The 22456-nt window shown below is 47.6% G+C and carries 19 protein-coding genes; 10 read left to right on the top strand and 9 right to left on the bottom strand.

The window, feature by feature from the left end:
- Positions 1–76: 76 nt before the first annotated feature.
- Positions 77–1360, top strand: a complete 1284-nt coding sequence (locus tag ACOJUO_RS14150) for a YeaH/YhbH family protein (RefSeq protein WP_422132650.1) — start codon at positions 77–79, stop codon at positions 1358–1360.
- Positions 1353–2963, top strand: coding sequence for a SpoVR family protein (locus ACOJUO_RS14145; protein WP_422137293.1), 1611 nt, complete (start codon positions 1353–1355; stop codon positions 2961–2963). Before ACOJUO_RS14150 ends, ACOJUO_RS14145 begins: the two co-directional genes overlap by 8 nt.
- A gap of 19 nt (positions 2964–2982) precedes the next feature.
- On the opposite strand, the gene ACOJUO_RS14140 is transcribed toward ACOJUO_RS14145, so the two are convergent.
- Positions 2983–4299 carry an amino acid permease gene (locus tag ACOJUO_RS14140; RefSeq protein ID WP_422132648.1) on the bottom strand — a complete coding sequence of 439 codons (1317 nt, stop codon included), beginning with the start codon at positions 4297–4299 and terminating at the stop codon, positions 2983–2985.
- A 350-nt stretch (positions 4300–4649) separates the two neighbouring features.
- On the opposite strand from ACOJUO_RS14140, the gene ACOJUO_RS14135 reads away from it, so the two are divergent.
- The 3 genes from ACOJUO_RS14135 (at position 4650) to ACOJUO_RS14125 (ending at position 7489) form a co-directional block, all read left to right on the top strand.
- Positions 4650–5795: an FAD-dependent oxidoreductase gene (locus tag ACOJUO_RS14135; protein ID WP_422132647.1), complete on the top strand. Its 1146-nt coding sequence runs from the start codon at positions 4650–4652 to the stop codon at positions 5793–5795.
- A 41-nt stretch (positions 5796–5836) separates the two neighbouring features.
- Entirely contained in the window at positions 5837–6766 is a 930-nt protein-coding gene (locus tag ACOJUO_RS14130) for a sulfurtransferase (RefSeq protein WP_422132646.1), read from the top strand.
- A 426-nt stretch (positions 6767–7192) separates the two neighbouring features.
- Positions 7193–7489, top strand: coding sequence for a cold shock domain-containing protein (locus ACOJUO_RS14125; protein WP_422132645.1), 297 nt, complete (start codon positions 7193–7195; stop codon positions 7487–7489).
- A gap of 229 nt (positions 7490–7718) precedes the next feature.
- Here the strand turns inward: ACOJUO_RS14125 and ACOJUO_RS14120 are convergent, their stop codons facing one another.
- The 3 genes from ACOJUO_RS14120 to tyrS all read right to left on the bottom strand — a co-directional run bounded on the left by ACOJUO_RS14120 (position 7719) and on the right by tyrS (position 12843).
- Positions 7719–9392 carry a GMC family oxidoreductase gene (locus ACOJUO_RS14120; protein WP_422137292.1) on the bottom strand — a complete coding sequence of 558 codons (1674 nt, stop codon included), beginning with the start codon at positions 9390–9392 and terminating at the stop codon, positions 7719–7721.
- Positions 9393–9642: 250 nt separating this feature from the next.
- Entirely contained in the window at positions 9643–11280 is a 1638-nt protein-coding gene (pgm, locus tag ACOJUO_RS14115; protein ID WP_422137291.1) for a phosphoglucomutase (alpha-D-glucose-1,6-bisphosphate-dependent), read from the bottom strand.
- Between the two features lie 255 nt (positions 11281–11535).
- Entirely contained in the window at positions 11536–12843 is a 1308-nt protein-coding gene (tyrS, locus tag ACOJUO_RS14110) for a tyrosine--tRNA ligase (protein WP_422137290.1), read from the bottom strand.
- A 471-nt stretch (positions 12844–13314) separates the two neighbouring features.
- On the opposite strand from tyrS, the gene ACOJUO_RS14105 reads away from it, so the two are divergent.
- Positions 13315–14754 (top strand): OapA family protein, encoded by a 1440-nt coding sequence (locus tag ACOJUO_RS14105; RefSeq protein WP_422132641.1) that lies wholly within the window; start codon positions 13315–13317, stop codon positions 14752–14754.
- A gap of 42 nt (positions 14755–14796) precedes the next feature.
- Positions 14797–15924, top strand: coding sequence for an anhydro-N-acetylmuramic acid kinase (locus ACOJUO_RS14100; RefSeq protein WP_422132640.1), 1128 nt, complete (start codon positions 14797–14799; stop codon positions 15922–15924).
- Between the two features lie 67 nt (positions 15925–15991).
- Here the strand turns inward: ACOJUO_RS14100 and ACOJUO_RS14095 are convergent, their stop codons facing one another.
- From ACOJUO_RS14095 to ACOJUO_RS14085, 3 genes are all read right to left on the bottom strand, one after another.
- Entirely contained in the window at positions 15992–17422 is a 1431-nt protein-coding gene (locus tag ACOJUO_RS14095) for a hypothetical protein (RefSeq protein ID WP_422137289.1), read from the bottom strand.
- 221 nt (positions 17423–17643) lie between these two features.
- On the bottom strand, positions 17644–18000 hold the full coding sequence (gene erpA, locus ACOJUO_RS14090) for an iron-sulfur cluster insertion protein ErpA (protein WP_422132638.1): 357 nt from the start codon (positions 17998–18000) through the stop codon (positions 17644–17646).
- A 152-nt stretch (positions 18001–18152) separates the two neighbouring features.
- The gene (locus ACOJUO_RS14085) at positions 18153–18938 is read right to left on the bottom strand and encodes a DUF6776 family protein (protein ID WP_422132637.1); all 786 of its coding nucleotides are present in this window, start codon (positions 18936–18938) and stop codon (positions 18153–18155) included.
- Positions 18939–19347: 409 nt separating this feature from the next.
- Between ACOJUO_RS14085 and ACOJUO_RS14080 the strand changes: the two genes are divergently transcribed.
- On the top strand, positions 19348–19980 hold the full coding sequence (locus tag ACOJUO_RS14080; RefSeq protein ID WP_422137288.1) for a CDP-alcohol phosphatidyltransferase family protein: 633 nt from the start codon (positions 19348–19350) through the stop codon (positions 19978–19980).
- Between the two features lie 9 nt (positions 19981–19989).
- On the top strand, positions 19990–20163 hold the full coding sequence (locus tag ACOJUO_RS14075) for a hypothetical protein (RefSeq protein WP_422132635.1): 174 nt from the start codon (positions 19990–19992) through the stop codon (positions 20161–20163).
- A 64-nt stretch (positions 20164–20227) separates the two neighbouring features.
- On the opposite strand, the gene ACOJUO_RS14070 is transcribed toward ACOJUO_RS14075, so the two are convergent.
- The gene (locus tag ACOJUO_RS14070; protein WP_034832746.1) at positions 20228–20437 is read right to left on the bottom strand and encodes a cold-shock protein; all 210 of its coding nucleotides are present in this window, start codon (positions 20435–20437) and stop codon (positions 20228–20230) included.
- Between the two features lie 522 nt (positions 20438–20959).
- On the opposite strand from ACOJUO_RS14070, the gene ACOJUO_RS14065 reads away from it, so the two are divergent.
- Positions 20960–21472 carry a GNAT family N-acetyltransferase gene (locus tag ACOJUO_RS14065; protein WP_422132634.1) on the top strand — a complete coding sequence of 171 codons (513 nt, stop codon included), beginning with the start codon at positions 20960–20962 and terminating at the stop codon, positions 21470–21472.
- A 206-nt stretch (positions 21473–21678) separates the two neighbouring features.
- Here ACOJUO_RS14065 and ACOJUO_RS14060 read toward each other — a convergent pair whose 3' ends face one another.
- Complete coding sequence (locus ACOJUO_RS14060; protein ID WP_422132633.1) at positions 21679–22194, bottom strand: TIGR00645 family protein; 516 nt, start codon at positions 22192–22194, stop codon at positions 21679–21681.
- Positions 22195–22456 lie beyond the last annotated feature (262 nt).

The following is a 22456-nucleotide window of genomic DNA, read 5'->3' as shown; positions in this document are numbered from 1 at the left end:
GACATGGCCATGGCACCAGGAAAATAGTTCTGGATAGAACAAGCAGCCAGGGCTAAGCACCCAAGGAGAGCGTCCTATGAGCATAATAATTGACCGGCGCCTCAATGCGAAAAAGAAAAGTACGGTCAACCGTCAGCGTTTCCTGAGGCGCTATAAAGGTCTGGTAAAAGAGGCAGTTCAGGATGCTGTCGATCAACGCTCTATTACTGACGTTGACAGCGGCAGTGACATCAGCATTCCCAGAAAAGACGTGTCAGAACCGGTTTTTCATCATGGTCGCGGTGGCCGTGTGGAACAGGTTCATCCGGGCAACAAAGAATTCACTGCCGGCGATCGTTTCCAGCGCCCTCAGGGCGGAGCTGGTCAGGGCAGCGGTGAAGGCGAGGCCAGCAACAGCGGTTCCGGTGAAGACGATTTCATTTTTTCCATTAACCGTGAAGAGTTCCTGGAATATCTCTTTGAAGATCTCGAGCTGCCCAATCTTGTTCGCAAAGAACTCAGGGATTCCACCGACTTTAAACTGAAAAGAGCAGGTTATACGACTGCGGGCTCTCCTGACAGGTTGAACGTAGTTCGCTCCCTGAGAGCAGCTCACGCTCGTCGAATTGCTCTTTCCGGTAAAGAAAGAAAAGAGATTCGTGCCCTGAAACGTCAACTGCGTGAAATGGAAGTAAGCCCGGAAAGCAACGATGAAGTTCTGAGAAAAGAGCTGAAGGATCAGATTGCTGAGCTGAACAAAAAACTCAAGCGTCTGCCCTTTATCGACGAGTTCGATCTTAAGTTCAACAACCTGGTAAAAGTGCCGCAGCCTTCAAGCAAGGCGGTCATGTTCTGTGTTATGGACGTGTCGGGCTCTATGACCCGTGAAATCAAGGACATTGCCAAGCGCTTTTTCCTGCTGCTCTACCTGTTCCTGGAGCGCAATTACGAAAAAATTGAAGTTGTTTTCATTCGTCACCACAGTGAAGCCCGTGAGTGTAACGAGCACGACTTCTTCTATGCCCGGGAAACCGGTGGCACCGTTGTATCCTCAGCACTGACACTGACAGACGAAATAGTGACTGAGAGATATTCCCCCGGTGAGTGGAACATCTATGTAGCCCAGGCGTCTGACGGCGATAACTGGGAAGCAGACTCTGCCAAGTGCCGTAATATTATTGTCGACAAACTGTTGCCGCTGACTCAGTACTACTCCTATGTAGAAATTACTGATCGTCACCACCAGAACCTGTGGCATGAATACAAAACCATCGAAAAGAACCACGAAGGTCATTTTGCCATGCAGCAGATACGACATGCTGGAGAGATCTATCCGGTGTTCCGCAAACTGTTCGAAAAGAAGGAGGGTCAAAATGCCTGACAGGGAACGCTATGAGCAGGACACTGATCCGCATACAGCAGGGCCTTCCTCCGAAGCTGCCAGTGTTCAGAAGCCACCACGTCGTGCAGAGCCTATTTCCACAGGCTCAGAGTGGACTTTTGCACTGCTGGAAGAATACGACAGAGAACTGGCAAAGTTGACAGCACGCTATCAACTGGACACCTACCCCAACCAGATAGAAGTCATCAGTTCCGAACAGATGCTCGATGCTTATGCTTCTGTGGGTATGCCACTCATGTACAACCACTGGAGCTTCGGTAAGCAGTTTCTCAGTAACCAGCAAAACTACCAGCGCGGACAAATGGGTCTGGCCTATGAGATTGTGATCAACTCCAATCCTTGTATTGCCTATCTGATGGAAGAAAACACCATGCCTATGCAGGCACTGGTTATCGCACACGCATGTTACGGACACAATTCTTTCTTCAAGGGTAACTATTTGTTCCGGCAGTGGACAGATGCAGACTCCATTATTGACTACCTGCTGTTCGCTAAAAACTACATTGCAGAGTGCGAAGAAAAGCACGGTGTTGACGCAGTGGAAGAGCTGCTCGATGCCTGTCACGCTCTAATGAATCAGGGTGTCAATCGCTATGAGCGCCCTCGTCCTATTTCACCAGAGGAAGAGAAAGCGCGAATCAAAGAGCGTGAAGAATACATTCAGCGCAACCTGAATGACTTGTGGCGAACCATTCCTCCTCGTGAAGAGAATGAAGTAAAGCAGACTGAGCGCTATCCAAGAGATCCGGAAGAGAACATTCTCTATTTCATAGAGAAAAACGCCCCTCTACTGGATACCTGGCAACGAGAACTCATACGGATCGTTCGCAAGGTGGCTCAATACTTCTATCCTCAGCGTCAGACTCAGGTCATGAACGAAGGTTGGGCAACCTTCTGGCACTACCACCTGATGCACGAAATGTACAACGAGGGTCACATTACAGAAGGCTTCATCATGGAGTTCCTACATTCGCACTCCAGCGTGGTGTTCCAGCCTGATTTTGATGACCCCCGTTACAGTGGCATAAATCCATACGCTCTGGGCTTTGCGATGTTTCAGGACATCCGCCGGATCTGTGAAAACCCGACAGAAGAAGATCGTCGCTGGTTCCCTGATCTGGCCGGTTCGGATTGGCTGGAAGCCGTTCACTTCGCCATGAAGAACTTTAAGGATGAAAGTTTCATCATGCAGTATCTTTCACCCAAGGTGATGAGAGATCTGAAGCTGTTCTGCATCGACGATAATGAAATCAACCCATATCTTGAAGTCAGCGCCATTCATGACGACTCCGGCTACCGAAAGGTGAGGGAATCTCTTGCCGCACAGTACAATCTGGGCAACCGTGAACCCAACATTCAGGTATACAGCGTAAACACCCGCGGTGACCGCTCCATTACCATGCGCCACTTCATGCACCGGGGTCGCCCGGTAGATTCTGACAGTACTCGTGAAATCATCAAACATATCCACAGACTGTGGGGCTTTGATGTGCATGTGGAGTCTGTTGATGAGTGGGGTGGTGTAAAAACCATTTACGGTCTGCCCAGACAGGAAAAAAATGAAGAGACCGAGGCAGCCTGAAAAAGCTCAAACAACCTCTTTATCCATTAGCCGGGTCCTCCAGAGGATCCGGTTTTTTGTTACCCCGATGCTGATACCGGTAAACTGCACCACCAAAGACAATCAACACCGTACCGTATAAAAAAACCATATAGCCAGCCCCACTGAAACCGAGAAGACAGTAACCGGACGCCAGAAGAATGATAATAAACCAGCCTGAAGTAATCCCTCCGGGTTTTCTCCGCTGAATCTGGAAGCAGGAAAGACAGGCACAGAAATAAGTCAGCAACATAATGTAAACCGCAATCAGTACGATAGACTCAAAATGCTTTTGAACTGTAGGCTCCACCGTTAACAGAAGCATTATGGACATCAGAATGGCGGTGATTAACAGGCCTTTCCAAGGTGATCCATAACGATTCAACACCCTGAATGCTTTAGGTAAAAGTCCTTCCGAAGAGGCCGTTATGGCTATCTGGGAATGCATAAGAATCCAGCCATTAAGGCTGCCAAAACAGGCAATAACAGCCATGGCACTGACCAGTTCACCGACCCGGTCACCCAGCAAATAGCTGGCTGTTACGGAGAAAGGTGCAGCACTGCTTTGCAGAATATCGTTAGGTACAATACCCATCATTGCCGTGGTGCTCAGAATATAGAAAAGAGCAGCCAGCAGAGTGCCTAATAATGTCGCACAGGGGACATCCCGCCTCGGATTTTTGGCGTGACATGCAAGGTTACAGGCTGATTCCAGACCTATAAAAGACCAGAGCGTCAACGTGATGGATTCAGACAAGATATGACTGGACGATTGTCCGGTCACATTAAAGGAGTTAATGATGTTTACCGTTTCGAACTGACTCCAGCCCAGAGTACTGACAATAATCACAGGCACCAGCATGCAGGAAGCCGTAATGATCTGGAGACGACCTAAAAGACGAATATCGGTCAAATTGATCACACTGAGGATCCAGATGACAGCAATGGCAGCCAGGGCGGTTTCCCAGGGACCATCGAGCACAGGAAAGAAATAACTGAGATAGGCCACACCACTCAGAGCCACCGCAATGTTGCCAATCCATATGGCAGCCCAGTATCCATAAACAACCTGTGACCCGATATAACGTCCCAGTCCTCCCCTGATATAAGCATAGAGACCGGAACCCTGTTTACAATCTGACCTCAATCGAACAAAAACCAGAGATAGCATTACCGCGCCAATAACCGTAACAATCCACCCCAGAAGAGTGATTGAACCATAGCTGGCCAGAGATGAAGGTAACAGAAAAATACCGGCACCCATCATATTTCCTGTTACCAGCATGGTCAGTGGCAAAAGGGATAATTTTCCAGACACCAGAGACACACCTCCATCATCAACAGCCATGAGCTCAGAGAAGTATTTTGCGTTATTCTTTGCTTGATCCTTTTCCTTTTACTTCACTCTTCACAAGTATCACTGGCATCGCGAACCAGCTTTGTTATTCCATCGGATAGTAGGATATCCATCTCAAACCGCTCATTTATCGCTGCCACGAAGTCATGACAGTTTAGACTATGAAGCATTCCAAAACGTTTTCCGGACGTTTGGAAGTACCCTTTTTTTTAAAGATCCATCCGGACAGCATCGGCAGAAAAAAGTAAAATCATAGTAAGAGCGTTCCTGACGGCAGATAAAGTGGTAAATCCAACAATTGAGAGAGCAGTATGACTAATACCATTAAGCCTACAGTTGTTCTGGCCGGAGGAGGCCATGCCCATGCACTGTTCCTGAAAAGGCTTCAGAAGAAGCAAACGCCTCCCGCTCATTTTATTCTGGTTTCTGCCAGTCGCTATACCCCTTATTCAGGCATGCTTCCTGGTGTCATTTCAGGACAATATAGTGCTGAGCAGTCCCACATTGATCTTGAGTTGCTGGCCCATGAATCAAAATGCAGATTCCTTAAAGCGACTATCTCGGGGGTAGATACCAAAGCGAATGAATTGATTTTTTTGAATGGTGACCGACTGGGGTACGACATACTCTCCATCAATACAGGCTCTACACAAGCTCGTGTCATTGATACAAAAGACAGCATCACTATAAAGCCTATCAGGCCTTTTTTATCCTGGTTAGGACAGCCTTTGCCCGAACATATTAAGCAGAATGAAAGTTTTACTCTGGCCATTATGGGTGCCGGGGCTGCAGGTGTTGAGGTAGCAATGGCCCTTCACCAACGCTTCAAGCATCTTCACTCCCTCAAAATACATATTGTCACAGCTCAGGGTATTCTGAAGGGCTATCCGCCGAAAGTTCAAAAAATGGCCAAAGAGGAAATTGAACGAAAGCCTATTAAAATACACACTCATTTTCGGGTAACCGAAGTCAAAGATAAAACCCTGATCAGTGATCAAAATGACCGCCTGCCATATGATGCCCTGATACTGGCTACATCGGCAGCTCCCGCTCGTTGGCCTTCTGAAAGCTCGCTTGCAACCAGTCCAGAGGGATTTATCCACGTTAATCCCATGCTGCAATCCGTCAGCCATGACAATGTCTTCGCTTGTGGTGATGTCGCAGAATTCACTCACTCTAGACAGGCCAAGTCGGGAGTTTATGCGGTTCGACAGGCTCCGACCCTGTTTCAAAATATTTGTAACATCCTCGAGAAAAAAACGTTGGAACCCTACCGTCCACAGAAACAATTTCTTTCTCTGCTAAGCTGTGCAGATGGTCGAGCCATTGCATCAAGAGGCTGGTTCAGTACCAGAGGGCGTTTAATATGGCTTTGGAAAAACTGGATCGATCAACGATTTATGGCGCAGTTCCCCCTGCCCGCCTCAGGCTCCATGGAGTTCAATGGTTCCGATTGAAGCTAAACCTCACGAGAATTTTATCGGCCCGAAAGAAGCCTATGACTCTTCTGATTTTAGTGTTGTCTGTTGTGATGTCAGTGCCAGTCCATGCAAATGCGGTGCTCAGCCTTGACGACCTGGAGCAAAAGATCCGGCAGGCCAGTAACCTGCTGCTTCTGGATGTACGCCCCAAGTTTCGCTTCCTGCTGGGTCATATTCCCGGTGCTCACAACATCTGGCGCCCGGCTTTTCAGGCTGACGCAGATGATTATCCCTACTCCGGAATGAGAGCCAGCAGAGAGAAACTGTCCGAACTATTAAGCCGACTGGGTGCTACTCCAAAAACGGAGATTGTTCTCTACGATGATCAGCAAGGCATGAATGCAGCCCGTCTCTGGTGGTTACTGAAACTCTATGGTCATGATCAGGTCTCTATCCTTGATGGAGGCCTGTCGGTCTGGGAAAAGCACAAAAAAAAGCTGAATTTCAAATCGCCTCAAACACCTGAACGATCCAATTACCAGTTCACGGGGACACCTCATCCTCAATGGCTTGCTGAGATGGAACAGGTAAAGTCGATTCAAGCAAAAAAAGAGAACGTCGCCCTACTGGTGGATGTCAGAAGTTTGGATGAATTCACCGGTAAAACCATAAAGTCAGGAGCCTATCGCCATGGCCGGATTCCCGGAAGTATCTGGTTTGAATACAAGCAAACTGTCAATGAAAATGGATTCCTCGACAAAGAACGATTAAGACATTTGTTTCTGTCAGCGGGTATCACACCTGATAAAGAGATCGTTGTTTACTGTCAGTCCGGAGTCCGTTCGGCTCATACCCTTTTTGTTCTTTCCGAGATACTGGGATACAGCAGGATAAAAAACTACGACGGTTCCTGGATTGAATGGTCCTGGATGAGAGAGTTACCAGTCGTCCAGGGGCCACCCAAAAAAAACCATATAAAGTTCACAAATCCTCTGCAGCATAATTAATTCTCAAAAATACTGTCTTATCTATTCCTGAATATCAAAATGGGCTGTTATCTCGCGTCAATATGGTCTTATAATAGGTTTAGCTCTATATGGAAATGTAGGCTGTATTCTTGGCATGAAAGCTTTCTAGGAGCCTGACCGAGAATAGCGCCCGTAGCGAGGACGGCAGAAAATTGAGGATGAAAATTCTGTTTTGTGAGGAGAATAGCGAGCTATTTAACGAACAAAAGCGGATTTTCAGACCAATTTGCTGCCGCCGCAGTAGGGCAGTCTATTCTCGGTCAGGCTCCTAGCCGAGGAGACATCACCAAAAAAGAGCTCTGTGATATGGACGACGCAGAATAGACATGTGACTAAAAATAAAACAACAAGGGTTGCTGTTTCCCGGCAGTTCCTTCAATGTTAATAATGTAGGAATCGCGCTGTATGGAAGCGACCAAGAAGGAAATGGAAGCTATGCTGGAAGGTACAGTAAAGTGGTTTAACAATCCTAAGGGATATGGATTCATCCAGGCCCAGGAAGCCACTGAAAATCAAGACGTACTCATACATTACTCCGTTATCGAAATGGACGGCTTCAAGACGCTGAAAGCCGGGCAGCTTGTGCAATTTGAAATTGGTCAGGGACCCAAGGGGCTGATAGCCACTCGTGTCGTTCCTGGTGGTGGAGAAAGCGCAGACCAGAGCACACAGACTTCCCGGGAAGAATCCCTGCCAGCCTGACAGTTGGTGTCAGCCTGGCTCCAGAGTCCAGAGACGATGTCACCCGAAACTTTGCCTCGTCAAAGAGAAAGGGTGACATTAGTCTGACAGGGATTTGTAATAAAATGCACCTGTTCATCAGGTAGCAGATGCCCGGTATTTGGGAAAATGCTCGCTGAGTGCTCTGATGATCAAGGCAGAAAAATACTGTGTGTTTTGAGCTGTGTGTTTTACCCGCTACACGGCTCGCTCAAGAGGAATAAACAGAAATCCTGGACTGCGTCTTTTCTGTTTCCGTCACTTTTTCAAAATGAATTTTTGGCTGATTTTTGTCAAGAATCATGTCCGCTGCTTTTTCAGCGATCATCATTGCAGGCGCATTGGTATTCCCGCTGATCAGAGTTGGCATGATTGAGGCGTCAACCACCCGCAACCCTTCGAGCCCGTGAACTTTCAGACGAGTGTCGACTACAGCCATGTCATCAGCTCCCATTTTGCAAGTACCCACCGGATGATAAATGTGATTGGCATTATTTCTTATATAAGACTCAAGCTCATCATCGTCCTGTACATCCGAGCCTGGCAGATACTCCTCTCCAGCGTAGCGGGACAACTCAGACGACTGAATAATCTGTCTCACTCTTTTGATCCCTCTCACCAGACAGTCCATGTCGGCCTGTTTTTCCAGAAGATTCAGTTCAATCACGGGATTATCCGTGGGGGATGCACTGTTAAGGGATACACGACCTCGGCTATCAGGCCTAAGGATACATACATGAACCGAAAACCCGTACTGCAGATATCTTGAAAGTTTACGACCATGATCTTCCATAGCCGCTGGAATAAAATGCAATTGCAGATCAGGCCTTTCAACTTCCGGAGAGGATTTTATAAATCCGCCCGACTCTGCAAGGCTACTGGTCAGGAAACCTTCTCTTTTATAGATGTATTTCACTGCATCCCTGATAACCCTGCCCATTCCCATCGGCCTGGCAAAAGCCATTGATGATGCAGTCTTGTCATTGGCGACAACCAGAACATCAGGATGCTCCTGAAGGTTTTCACCAACACCTGGCAGTTCATGCAAGCAGTCAATATTGTGGGGAGCCAGTTTATCTACGGCTCCGATGCCTGAAAGCAGCATAATCTGCGGAGAACCATAAGCTCCAGCTGAAAGAATGACTTCTTTTCGAGCAAAGAGTTTCCTTCTGGTAACGCCTCGAACAATTTCAATCCCAATAGCCTTTTTGCCTTCAAGGATAACCCTGGCAGTATGACTTTTGGTCATAACCGTCAAATTGGGTCTATCCATGACAGGGTGCAGATAAGCAGCCGCTGAACTGCATCTTTGACCCTCTTTCTGTGTCACCTGATACCAGCCTACACCTTCCTGATCGGCACCATTAAAGTCCGGATTGTTTTTTTCTCCGACTTCTATCGCACCTTTAATAAAAGCTTCACTCAAGCAGTGTTGACTTCTGGGGTCTGCAACATTCAGCGGGCCACCGATGCCATGAAGTTCAGAAGCACCTCTTTCCTGATTCTGGGATTTTAGAAAATAAGGCAAGACATCATTGAAAGACCAACCTTCATTCCCCAGAGCAGCCCATTGATCGTAATCTTCTTTTTGCCCTCTGATATACAGCATGGCATTGATGGAACTGCTCCCTCCAAGGGTTTTCCCCCGGGGACAGTATATATCCCGGTTATTCATGGTGGACTGAGCCTCGGCATTCAGCTGCCAGTTGTGAAAGCCATGGGGCACAGTAATTGCGGCTCCGGCAGGTATATAAATCAAGGGAGACTTGTCGCTGCCTCCTGCTTCTACCAGGCAGACCTGATGGTCAGGATTCTCAGACAGGCGGTTAGCCAGAACACAGCCTGCAGAGCCACCTCCCACAATGATGTAGTCGAACTCTGTCATATAAGTCACTTTTATTATCAGTCTTTTTCAGCTTATTGCTGCTGAATTCTTTGCCGTAAAAGCTTACTAGCTAGCCTGCCATCGCTTCAAGTTCATTTTACTTCTCTGGCATTTAGCCATAAAAAAGTCCTTGCAACTCTCCTGATATCAGGAATTTATTAATGAACATGATTATTAGATTCCAGATTTCCGAGATCTCCCTCCCGCAGAAGCCCACGGGAAGGGAGTCTGAGAGACTGTCGAAAAACGCCTAGCCGGTAATAAAAACTTCCGAAACCATAGCTTTGGCTTCTTCCTGAATTTGCTTAAGGTGGTCAGGACCGACAAAACTTTCGGTATAGATCTTATAAACTGCTTCAGTGCCAGAAGGTCTGGCAGCAAACCAGCCTTTTTCAGTAACGACCTTAAGACCACCGATGGCGGCGCCGTTTGCAGGAGCATGGGTTATTTTGGCAGTAATGGGATCACCCGCCAAAGTATCAGCTTTAACCCTATCCGGGCTCATGGCTGAGAGTACTTTCTTCTGCTCATCGGAAGCAGGAGCCTGCAGTCGTTCATAAACCGGAGAGCCATAGCGGTCTGTCAGCTCCTGGTAATGTTCACCCGGGTCTTTACCTGTAACGGCAATAATCTCAGCAGCAAGAAGAGCCAGGATAAAACCATCCTTGTCTGTGCACCAGGTGAGCCCATCACGCCGCAGGAAAGCAGCACCGGCACTTTCTTCGCCTCCAAAGGCCAGCTCGCCAGAAGCCAGACCATCGACAAACCACTTGAATCCGACAGGCACTTCCGCCACTTCTCTGCCTAAACCTTTTGCTACATGATCAATCATGGCGCTGGACACCAGAGTCTTGCCAATTTTAGCATTGCCCGACCATTGCTCACGGTGGTTGTACAGGTAATTGATCGCCACCGCCAAATAATGATTGGGGTTCAGCAGACCATGTTCACGAGTCACAATACCATGGCGATCAAAGTCTGGATCGTTACCAACAGCAATATCAAAGCGATCCCTCAATTCAATCAGCCCTGCCATGGAATAGGCTGAAGAACAATCCATACGAATCTTGCCGTCTTTATCAACATGCATAAAGGAGAAAGTAGGATCAACTTTCTTGCTGACCAGCTCAATATCAAGCCCGTAACGCCTGGCAATAGGCTCCCAATAGTGAAGGCCGGAGCCACCCAGTGGATCAACACCTATTTTTACACCCGCCCTGCGAATAGCCTCCATATCAATGACATTTTCCAGATCATCAACATAAGGTGTGACATAGTCGTATTCAGTAATAAAGCCGGATTCCATCGCCTTATTAAGCGACATCTGTTTAACACCTTCCAACCCCTGAGCAATGAGTTGATTGGCTCGATCCTGAACCCAGTTGGTGACTTCAGAACCGGCCGGACCTCCATGGGGAGGATTGTATTTGAAACCACCGTCTTCAGGAGGGTTATGGGAAGGCGTGATGACAACACCGTCCGCCCTGTCCTGATGATCCCGGTTGTAGGAGACGATGGCATGAGAAATGACCGGAGTTGGTGTATAACCTCTGCCTTCCTGGATTCGAGCCTTTATACCGTTGGCTGCCAGCACCTGAATGGCGCTGATCAATGCAGGTTCTGACAGGGCATGGGTATCCATGCCAACAAACATGGGTCCGGTAATATTATGCTCGCGACGGTATTCGCAGATCGCCTGTGTGATAGCAAGGATATGAGTTTCGTTAAAAGAGGCCTTGAAAGAAGTCCCCCTGTGTCCTGAAGTACCAAACTGGACTCGCTGCGTGGGGTTCAATGGATCGGGCTGAATAGTGTAATACTCGCTGACCAGACGGGGAATGTTGGTCAGCATATCATCTGTGGCGATTTTACCGGCTTGAGGATGCATGAAGAATTCCTGAGTGAGTGACACTGAAGCATAAAGCAAAAGCTGCTCCAGGTCAGAACACAATATGGCTTAGGTTACCCGCCCTGACTATATGAAGACAGTATCGGAAATTGCCATTGTACCGTGCCAACGATGACCCAGAAACGTCTTGCAGGCCATTCCACAAAGATTCCCTCATGAAAAGCTTTACAGAGGCTCTGAACTTAACAGAGCCTTGGAGATGTCTTCAAAGAGTTGGGAGCCAGCCACAAGCCTTTAGGTCACTTCAAAAAGGAAGTGATTTTTCTTACCCAGTTTCACCAGGAAGAACCGTCCATACATGGCATTTTCTTCAGCAAAGCACCCAGGCAGGTTCATGTTGTCGGCAGCACCGCGAGCTGCTCCATTGAAGAATACCGCATTACGACCCAGCGCATCCTTTACCTGCTTACCGCTTTTCACCATGCCAACCTCTGCAAACAGCTGGGTCATGGGATTACCTTCCAATTGATCACGTTTGATGGTTGCACTGGGCAGCCCATCCAGCTTCAACTGTTCAAGATCCGTTTCAGATAAATTGCTGATCTCTCCCGAGAACAGAGCTTCCGTAATACGTTCTGCAGCTTGCAGACCCTCTTCACCATGCACCAGAAGAGTGACCTCTCTGGCAAGAACCTGCTGGGCCTGCGGACGACCTTCACGCACTTCGTCTTCTTGCTTGATCGCTTCAATCTCTTCCTGTGACAGGAAGGTAAAAAAGCTCATAAAACGGTAAACGTCAGCGTCCGCAGTATTCATCCAGAACTGATAGAAAGCGTACTGGGAAGTCCTGGAAGGATCCAGCCAGACCGCACCGCCCTCGGTTTTACCAAACTTGGTACCATCGGACTTGGTGATCAGGGGCACAGTCAGGCCAAAGGTTCTGGCTTGATTCTGACGACGAGACAGATCAATGCCACCCACAATGTTACCCCACTGGTCACTGCCACCCACCTGAAGAGTGCAGTCATAACGACGATTCAGCTCAGCGAAGTCCATTCCCTGAAGGAGGGCGTAGGAGAACTCGGTGAAAGAGATACCGGAACCTTCACGATTCAGTCGCTGCTGAACGGATTCTTTGTTGATCATGGCATTGACGGAGAAATGTTTACCTACGTCTCGCAAAAAATCCAGAGCAGTCATCTCACCAGTCCACTCCAGATTGTTGACCACTAAAGCGGCATTCTCACCGCAGTCAAAGTCGATAAACTGGCTGACCTGTTTCTTGATCTTGTCAACCCAGCCTGCCACAACATCAGGTGTATTCAGCTGTCGCTCGGCCGCTTTGAAACTGGGATCTCCTATCAGACCCGTTGCACCACCCACCAACGCAATAGGCCTGTGCCCTGCCATCTGGAAACGTTTCAGGACCAGCAAAGGAACCAGATGTCCCAGATGCAGACTGTCTGCAGTCGGATCGAAGCCGCAATAAAGAACCCTTGGCTGTTCACTCAGATGAGCGTCCAGCTCTTCCACGGCAGTGGTCTGCGCGATAAGCTGGCGGGCCTGCAGATCTTTCAGAAGCGGATTTTGACTCTCAGACATTTACCTATCCTGCTATGAAGTCAACGAGACTGAGCGAAACCATCACGGCTCAGCCTCATGAATTAAACACTGCCGAGGCAGCTGTAGACTCAATTTAGCGGGTAAAAGTACAATAAAACGACTTAAGAACAAAGCCGGAAAAATCGGTTTAATTACATTAATTAACTTAGAGAGCGGTTTAGTTACCTTACTTTAGAAAAAACCACAAACAGAACAGGGCAGATCGGTAGCTTTCAACTAATAATATATAGAGTTTTGGGCCAGAGTCGGTTTCCTGACGCCCGCCAACAAAACATTTACAATTCGTTTATAGCTATATATCAATTCATTATGTAGCGTTTAGATATATAATTCATATATATTCTTCACAAAACTTTAACCAAACAGCTACGAGCTATTTGAAATACTGTCTGATCCGAACCATAAAAGTGGCAGGCACCTGAAACAGTAATTCAACAGTAAATACGTGCAATGACCAAACTTCCCCCCAGAGGTGCCACGCGCAAGCAACCCGGCGGCATCAAGAGTTTTCCTAAAAGACACCTGTTACTGGTAACCGGTGTCGCAGCTACGGTGATGACTGTTATTGGCTTGCTGCCGTCTCCACAAGTTGAGGCCAAACGCTCAGAAACCGAACTGCTTATTGACGAATTTCAATCTTCATCCCCCAAAGAAAAACTAAAGGAATTGGCTCTTGAGGAGAAAGCTGCGCCTGAAGAAACGGTTCCTGAAGAGACGGGAGAGCAACGTGAGGCCAGAGAAAAAGCCGAGCGACTGGCCAAGGAAGAAGCTGCTCTAGGCCCCCGAAGAAGTATCACTATCGAGTCCGGCGATAATCTCTCAACTTTGTTTGATGATATGGGTTTGAGTGCCAAAACTGTCTATGAAGTCTCCAGAACTCCGAAACTGGGCAAAAACCTGACCGATATCCTCCCCGGACAGGCGTTTGAATACCGGGTCAACAGCAAAGGAGTTCTGACCCGGCTGCGCTATGTCCAGAATAAACTTGAAAGCATCCTCTATGAAAGACAGGGGAATGGCTACGTCGGTAAGAAGATAATCCTCGAGCCTGAAGTGCGTATTGCCTTTGCTCAAGCCTCAATCAAAAACTCTCTTTTCCTGGCGAGCCAGAATGCTGGTCTGAGCGAGAAGATGACCATGGAGCTGGCGGGCATATTTGGTTGGGACATTGATTTCGCGCTGGATATTCGCAGCGGTGACAGTTTCAACGTGATGTACGAAGAAAAATATTTGGATAACGAGAAGCTGGGTGATGGCAATATACTCGCAGCAACATTTATTAACCAGGGTGAAGCCTTTACCGCCATTCGTTACACCAGCAGTCATGGTGACAGCAATTACTACTCTCCGGATGGCAAAAGTATGAAAAAGGCATTCCTGCGAACGCCTGTGAACTTCACCCGGATCAGTTCAAGCTTTAATCCTAACCGCCTTCATCCAATTTTCAAAACCAAGCGCCCTCACAACGGGACAGACTATGCAGCGCCCACTGGCACTCCCATCAAGGCAGCGGGTGATGGTAAGATTCAATTTATTGGCTGGAAGAATGGTTTTGGCAATGTTGTCTTTATCCAGCACCCTCATAATATTGTTACCGTTTATGCCCACCAGAGTCGTGTAAATAAAAGATTCAAGAAAGGTAGCCAGGTTAAACAGGGACAGACCATTGGCTATGTGGGCCAGACTGGCTGGGCTACAGGCCCGCACCTTCATTACGAGTTCCGGGTCAATGGTGTTCACAGAAACCCCGTTACCGTCAAGCTGCCTAATGCCTCACCGATCCCCAAAGCCGAGAAGGCACGTTTTATGGCTTTTGCCAATAAAACCATGGCCCAGCTGGAAAAGCACGGTACAACTATGCTGGCCAGAAACGAGAAAGAGTCGAAATAACAACGATAGCCTCCAGGGAGGGCATGATGGATTATCAGAGATATGCCTGAATACTTTATCGGCCTGATGTCAGGCACCAGCCTTGATGCCATTGACGCAGTTCTGGTTGAATTTGAGGACTCGATATCCAGGCACTCACCATCAGGAAACTGTCGACAGCTGCAGGCATTATCCCATCCGCTCCCTGAAAATCTCAGAGAACAGCTTCTTGCCCTGACACTACCTGGTCCTGATGAAATTGAACGAATGGCGCTGGCTGAGCCCGCTTTTGCCCGGGAATCGGCTGATGCCGTCAGGCGACTCCTGGAACAGGCCAATGTTGATTCAAACCAGATTTCTGCCATTGGCAGCCATGGACAAACGATCCGCCACCGCCCGGAAAAAGGTTTCACTCTGCAGATTGGTGACCCTGGTCTGATTGCTGAACTATCAGGGATTACTGTTGTCGCCGACTTCAGACGTCGAGATGTTGCGGCAGGTGGACAGGGAGCTCCCCTTGTTCCTGCCTTCCATCACGCTGTTTTCAGCAACCCTGTATTGGACAGAGTCATATTGAATATTGGCGGTATGTCCAATATCAGCTTGTTACCTGCAGACCATAAGAAAGCTGTCATAGGCTTTGACACCGGTCCGGGTAACGTTCTGATCGATTATTGGTGCCAACAGCACCTCAACCAGAAATTTGATGCCAATGGCCAATGGGCCTCATCAGGAAGCGTGGATGACCAACTGCTGAATGCGATGCTGAATGACAGCTACTTTTCTGAAGTGCCGCCCAAGAGCACTGGCAGGGAACGCTTCAACCCGGGCTGGCTGGAGTCTCACCTGAGAAATTTTTCTGGCCTGCAACCTCAAAACGTGGCGGCCACACTCACTTTACTGACAGCAAAAACCATTGCCCTGGATATCTGCCAATACGCTCCCTCAGCCAAAGAACTTCTGGTTTGTGGTGGGGGTGCCAACAATAAGCAATTGATGAAACTGATTGAAGATGAGCTTGACCCTTTGTCCGTTGCAACCACAACCTCTCTGGGCATAGCACCTGAATGGGTAGAAGCAGTAGCCTTTGCCTGGCTGGCCAGACAGACACTGTCAGGAAAGCCTGGCAACCTTCCTGCCGTGACAGGAGCTGCTGGCGAACGGGTCCTTGGGGCTATATTCCCGGCTTGATAAATACCGCTGACAATGGATAAAATTGTTCGACCAGACTAAGGCTGAAGAAAAATCGTGATTTCTATTAACCTTCCGGAGCTTTCAAGAGTCGTTTTCTGGCTTCTTCAGCACCGTATTCGGCGATTAATGCCGGAGTAAGAATTTTGTTAATTTTATCGACACTACTTCTCAACTTGTCCCTGTCCTGAATAGAGGTTAACCCTTTACTCATTAAAGACCGAATAGACTTTCTAAACTTATCAAAACCATTGCTATACAGTTGCATCAGTGATCGTTCCTGTTTCATGTGAGCAGCCCACTTGAGTAGATTTGACTTCGGGGGTCTCTGACTCTTAAAGGTTTTAATCAGAGAAAACATTTGCTCATCAAGCCAAACAGAATCATTGAACAGTGGTTGAAAGTCGTAAGCATCACCGAGATTCTGAGAGACATCTTCCAACTCCAGCTCTAATTCAAGCATCTCCAGCTCAAACTCTTCATCATTAATCGATTGGTATATATTTTCGCCAGTAGATGGGTCTATGGAATCCGAACGGACTCTTTCCGGATCACTTGCATGCTGGGGTGATGATTTGAAGTTCAAACTTTTGGGGACATCGTAATCTGAAGATACTTTCAGGTCTCTGGGTATATCATAGTCTGTACTTTTCATCCGATTAACAGGCACATCATATTCTGGTTTTGCTTTCAGATTTGCAGGTACATCATATTCAGGGCTTCGCTTGCGATTAGCAGGCACATTATATTCCTGTTTTGTTTTCAGATTACCGGGTACATCATATTCAGTGCTTCTCTTCCGGTTAGCAGGGACATCGTATTCTGGTTCTTTTTTTAGTCTACCGGGTACATCATAGATATTAGCCTGTCCAGGCTTTTCATTTCCGGCAAGTGCCTCTTTGCCCTGGTTACGTGGTTTTGGCTGCGGAGCTCTACTCAGAGAGCCGCTCAAGTCCCCGCTGTTTTTTCTTCTCGTCCGAGGGGTAGGTACTGGCCTTTCTTTCACATCTGGTTGCTCTTGTTGCTTGCTCTGAACAAGCTCATCGGTCGGCTCTTTAACCTGAGGAGGCTGCCTCGGTAATGATTTACTTCTTCTGGGTGCCACTGTTGGCGCCTTCTTATTGCTGCGTCGATTCGATTCAACTTCATTCCCACTCCGCTCCTGTTGGCCGTTCACTGAAGAGGGGCTCTCTGGAGATCCAGGCGTTGGAATGGGGGCCGAAATGGATTGACCCTGCAGAGGGAGTACCTGAATGAAAATCTTGCTTTCAGCTTTCGCTGCCACTCTCGACTTCAGGTCTGTAGGAGGCTTAGGATCTGGTTGCTTACTTTTCGCTTGCTCAGTCTTCAAGGAAGGAAGCCCATAGGGGCCAGCTTTTCTGATTTTTCTCAGTATGCCTCCCAGCAGTGCTTTGACGGTAGTTTTCCAGTTATTCTTAACAGGTGAAGACGAATATAAGGGCCCATCGCTTCCCTGAGGACCTGAGAGATCTGCCATCACACACCATCCATATATGCATTAATATACCTATCAGTATAATAGCCTCTGAATTCAACGCGTTACGACGACTTTCAAGTTACGGACTACTGACGCTTCAGAGAGTACTTGTCTGACAGCATTGCCCTGCTGGCCAAACAAATGGCAGGGCTGAAAGGATGAGGGCATGAGCAGCTACTTAACAGGAATATCCGGGCGCTGGCGCCCGGCAAAAAGAGTATTCAGATAGAAAAAGAAGAACCGCAGCCACACGTGGCGGTTGCATTAGGATTTTTCACCAGGAATCGGGAGCCTTCCAGTCCCTCTTCGTAATCGACCTCAGCACCGACCAGATACTGGTAGCTCAGTGAATCCACGACCATTTCAGCTCCCTGCTTTCTGACCAGGGTATCGTCGTCTGCCAGTTGATCATCAAACTTGAAACCATACTGAAAGCCCGAACATCCACCACCAGTGACATAGACACGAAGCCTCAGGCACTTGTTATCTTCATCTTCCATGAGCCGATTGACTTTCTCAGCGGCATTATCCGTCAGTTCGATCGGGTCCGGCATTACCGTTTCAACTACTGCGCTCATTTATCCTCCCGTGCTACCTGATCGCCACAGGCAAACCCTATCTCTGTATACTCTCAGAGTCCTGCTCTTACGGTCTCTGCACGTATAACTGTATTAATATGCTGCGTCCATTATCCAAGTAACCCAGTAAAGCAGTCAACTACTCAGGCGACTTAACCACTTTCGGTCAGTCCGTTTTTCACATCGCCTTCCAGCTCTTCCTGCCAGTCCAGAATATTGGTCAGGCTTCGCACTGCACCACTTTTGACTTTAATGCTGACCATCACTTTCTCGGGCTTGAACCCGTCGGGAAGCGTCAGATTGATATAGTCACGGTTTTCAGGGAAAGACTGAAAATAACGGAACCCAAGTGCCTGGGACTTTTCCATTCCGGCCAGTTCCATCAGGGACAGAGACTCTTTCTTACCATCTTTCACCCCTTTGACAAAGACATTCAGAGTTCCTTTGAGAAACGGGTTGTCTCTGGCCACCTGAGAGACCACCATTCTGAAGCGATACTGATTTTTCTCCTCACCCTGCAGCAGATCAAATGCATAGAGCCTGATGCCTTCAGCACTGTCTTCCGGAGCAAGAATACTCTTGTAAAATGCTAGATCCTTGCTCAGCAGAGCTTTTTCATCTTCCAGATCCCGTATAACACTACGAATGCTGTTTGCCGCCTCGCGGTCCACCTTACTGGTTCTTTCCAGAATAACCAATTTCTGCCTGAGAGACTCCTCTACCCCCAACAAGTCTTGCAACTGATTCCTTAGATCTAAGCTTTCCTGCCTCAGTCTGGCTGCCTCGGTATCGGAAATCCGTCCCCCAAGATAATAAGAAAGTCCCGTAGCCAGAACAAAGGCCAATACCAGAAAAAGCCTGATTTTGCGCTCTCTGGCGGGATCATCACGCACCACCTTCATACTACCCGGCGGCTTGATAGAAAGAGAATCTGGCATCTCATTTATCCTGATAAAAAAGCGGCATAATGAACTTTCCGGGCAAAATTTATGCTTTCAGGGACAATCCCGGCAAGCTCCCGACAACCTAATGTTAAGTACCTGGCCAGTTGGTTTCGCATATTCTGGCGAGTGGATTTTTTCATCCTTCAAGGCGCAACGACGGGCGCGTAGCCATAGCTACGCAACCAGAGTTGGAACGCAGAAGGATGGAAAAAGCCGCCGTCCAGAATATGCGAAACTAACTGGTTAGGTACTTATATAAGCACCTAATCAGATACTTACAAATAGAATCCGCTGGACTATGCAAAAGCCACTTTCCCGGCTGCTTAAAACAGTAACGTTTCGACTCCTATGGCACGATCAGGGTATGATAACCGGCTGTGACTAAAGACTGCCTGAAACCCTGATGCTTGACCGCTGGACTTCTCTCTGGATCAGATCGCCTCTGAATCTTCTTGCCCGCCCACTGAAAAAAGCAGGTGTCCGGGCTGACCAGATTACTCTGACTGGTTTCCTGGTCGGATTAACAGCCCTGCCATTGCTGGCATTTGAACTCTATTTGCCTGCTCTGGTTGCCATTCTTTGCAATCGTCTGATGGATGGGCTCGACGGTGCTCTGGCAAGAATAACACAAACCTCAGATGCCGGTGGCTATCTGGATATAACCCTGGACTTCATCTTTTATTCGGCCATCGTGCTTGGCTTTGCCTTTGCCGATCCTGAAAAAAATGCCCTGATGGCCAGCCTGCTGATCTTTACTTTCGTCGGAACGGGCTCCAGCTTTCTGGGCTATGCGATTATGGCTCAGAAGAGAGGTCTCTCAGACCCTGACTTTAGCAACAAATCCTTCTATTACCTGAATGGTCTGGCAGAAGGTACAGAGACCATTGCCATTTTTGTGGTCTTCTGCCTGTTTCCCCAGTATTTCCCGATTCTGGCTGCATTTTTTGCTGTAATCTGTATCCTGACAACCATGACCAGAGTCTGGGCAGGTTACCAGACTCTCAGGCGGGCAGACGAGCTCGATACCCATCAGTGAATGATAACCATGGAATTATTGAAGATACTGTTTCTACTCTTTATTGCGCTAGCCGTAGTGGTCATGGCAACACAGCGGTTCGGCAAACCCATGAGTCGGGAGAAACAGTCAAAACTGTCAAAAATAGCCATCATACTGATTTTGATCATGCTGGTAGCCAGAATCATCAAAGAGTTCGTCTAGACGAAAGAAGGCAGCGCAAAGCGCTGCCTTTTTTGTTCACTGCCCGAAGGGTCGTGAAGAGTAATCAGTCGATTACTTCAATGTTCTCAGCCTGAGGGCCTTTGGCGCCCTGAGTCACCTCGAACTTAACACGCTGGCCTTCGACCAGAGTTTTGAAACCGGTACCGACGATAGCTCTGAAGTGAGCAAATACGTCCGGACCAGAGTCCTGGCTGATAAAGCCGTAACCTTTGGACTCGTTGAACCATTTAACTGTTCCGGTAGAAGCAGACATAATCAATTCCTGAAATTGAACAAAAATAGGGTGGTCACACAACATGACCGCTTAGCTGAAAGCGTCGCTACTACTTATGATTTATCAGGAAGATCTACAACTATGGAACTTCGAAACGCAAGACATAAATATAAGGCATAACTTAAAGCTAAGCTAATTGTATCTCAAATAGCTACAGAAGCAATGAGTACAACACGATTAAAGATATCGTGAAAATCAGCAGATACAACCCCGGCAACATTGATATAGAGACAACCTGCATGATTATTTCTCATAACCGTTACCTTGATTCCTTATTCCGCACCAAAACCTGCGACTGGAAGACCGCTATCAGAGGGCATGCAGCCTTGTAAAACAGATACCAAAATTCCCAGACAGACAGTTTTGTTGAACTTTGCTACTTATTCCCACACCCAGGCTCACACCAGCCACCTCGAGAAAAGCACCCAGCCATATAACTTGCATCGAACATTTGGGTAGAGAATACTGCAGTTTTGAAGTTATAGCAGAGAAGTAGTGATCATGAAAATAAAAATACGACATCAGGAAGACAGAGACTTACCCCACATTGCAGAAATGTTTGAATATGAGGATTTGGCAGAAAACACCTCCCAGATCCCCTATAACCACTCCGACCACTGGAAACAGCTGTTCCAATCCCGAAGCAATGAATCCGTTCAACTGATTGCAGAGGTAAATGGCAAGGTTGCAGGTCATCTCGGCATTCTTATGTCCAGCAAGCCACGTAAAAAACACGTCGCTACTTTTGGCATCAGCGTACATCCTGATTTTCAGGGACAGGGAATAGGATCAGAACTGGTTGACGAGATGATACAGCTTTGTGATCACTGGCTGAATATTGTTCGCATTGAACTGGGTGTTTTCACAGAAAACAAACAGGCAATCGCCCTGTATAAAAAGTACGGGTTTGAAATTGAAGGGACGTCGCGCTTTGACTGCTTCCGCAGAGGCCAGTACAGCAGCACCTATAAAATGGCCAGAATAAGACCGGATCTGCTGGAACAACTGTCATAACACCAAGGTCCGGGAATAATCTGCAAATCCAGAACGCTGTCCTGAGCCACCAGTATCACAGCAAGGTCTTCTGGTGCACGCTCCATCAGTCCATACTTCAGGCATTGGACAGGTTAAGAATACAAGAATAGAAAGAATATCAGTCATAGCTGGCTCACCGGAATGAGTCAGCCTGAGAACACGATTAACCTCTGAGTAAGAGAGCGTTAAAGCGAGGTATTAATTTCTTTCTCTTTTCTGTAAAGCAGGAGATCGAGCAGGCCCATAAAGAACGCTGAGGCAACAAAGGTCAGATGTATCAGCGCCGCCCACATCAACTTGTCATTTGGGATATTAACCGTATTCATAAACATTTTGAGCAAGTGGATTGAGGAGATGGCTACAATGGAGGCAGCAACCTTGGCCTTAAGTGAGCTGGTATCCATTTTACCTAACCAGCTGAGCTTCTCAGAACTCTCATCCAGGTCTATTTTAGAAACAAAATTTTCATAACCGGCATACATAACCATAACGATCAGGCCCCCAACCAGAGCTAAATCAACTAGCGTAAGCACCTTGAGTATTACCTGCGTCTCATTCATATTAGAAACGTCGAGCAGCAGGTTAGTAACACTCTGAAAAAACTCAATCAATAAAGCGATCAGGACAAGACTCAAGCCGATGTAAATTGGCGCAAGAAGCCAACGGACAGAATAGAGCAGCTTTTCAAACAGTTTTTCCATGGATATGCCAGATCAGTCGGTAGATCATTAAAGGTCGCAGAATATAGCACAATTATTCTAAGCGAAATTACAAAAGTCGTAATGATTTGCGAACCGAGCAGTGCCGACGCATGAAAGACTTGAAGAAGCCATTACCCAGTATACTTGCTCTTTTGATGTCTACCCCTCAAGCGGAAGTGTCCTTTGACCAAAAATAACGCTCAGTCTATGCAACCTGCCAGGCAAGGATGGAGCATCGACAACCCGAACAGGCTCACAAAAA

Origin of the sequence: Endozoicomonas sp. ALC020 (assembly GCF_049275935.1) — a bacterium.
GTDB lineage: Bacteria > Pseudomonadota > Gammaproteobacteria > Pseudomonadales > Endozoicomonadaceae > Endozoicomonas_A.
The sequence above is the reverse complement of the archived record's forward strand: the minus strand, read 5'-3'. Positions and strand labels throughout refer to the sequence as shown.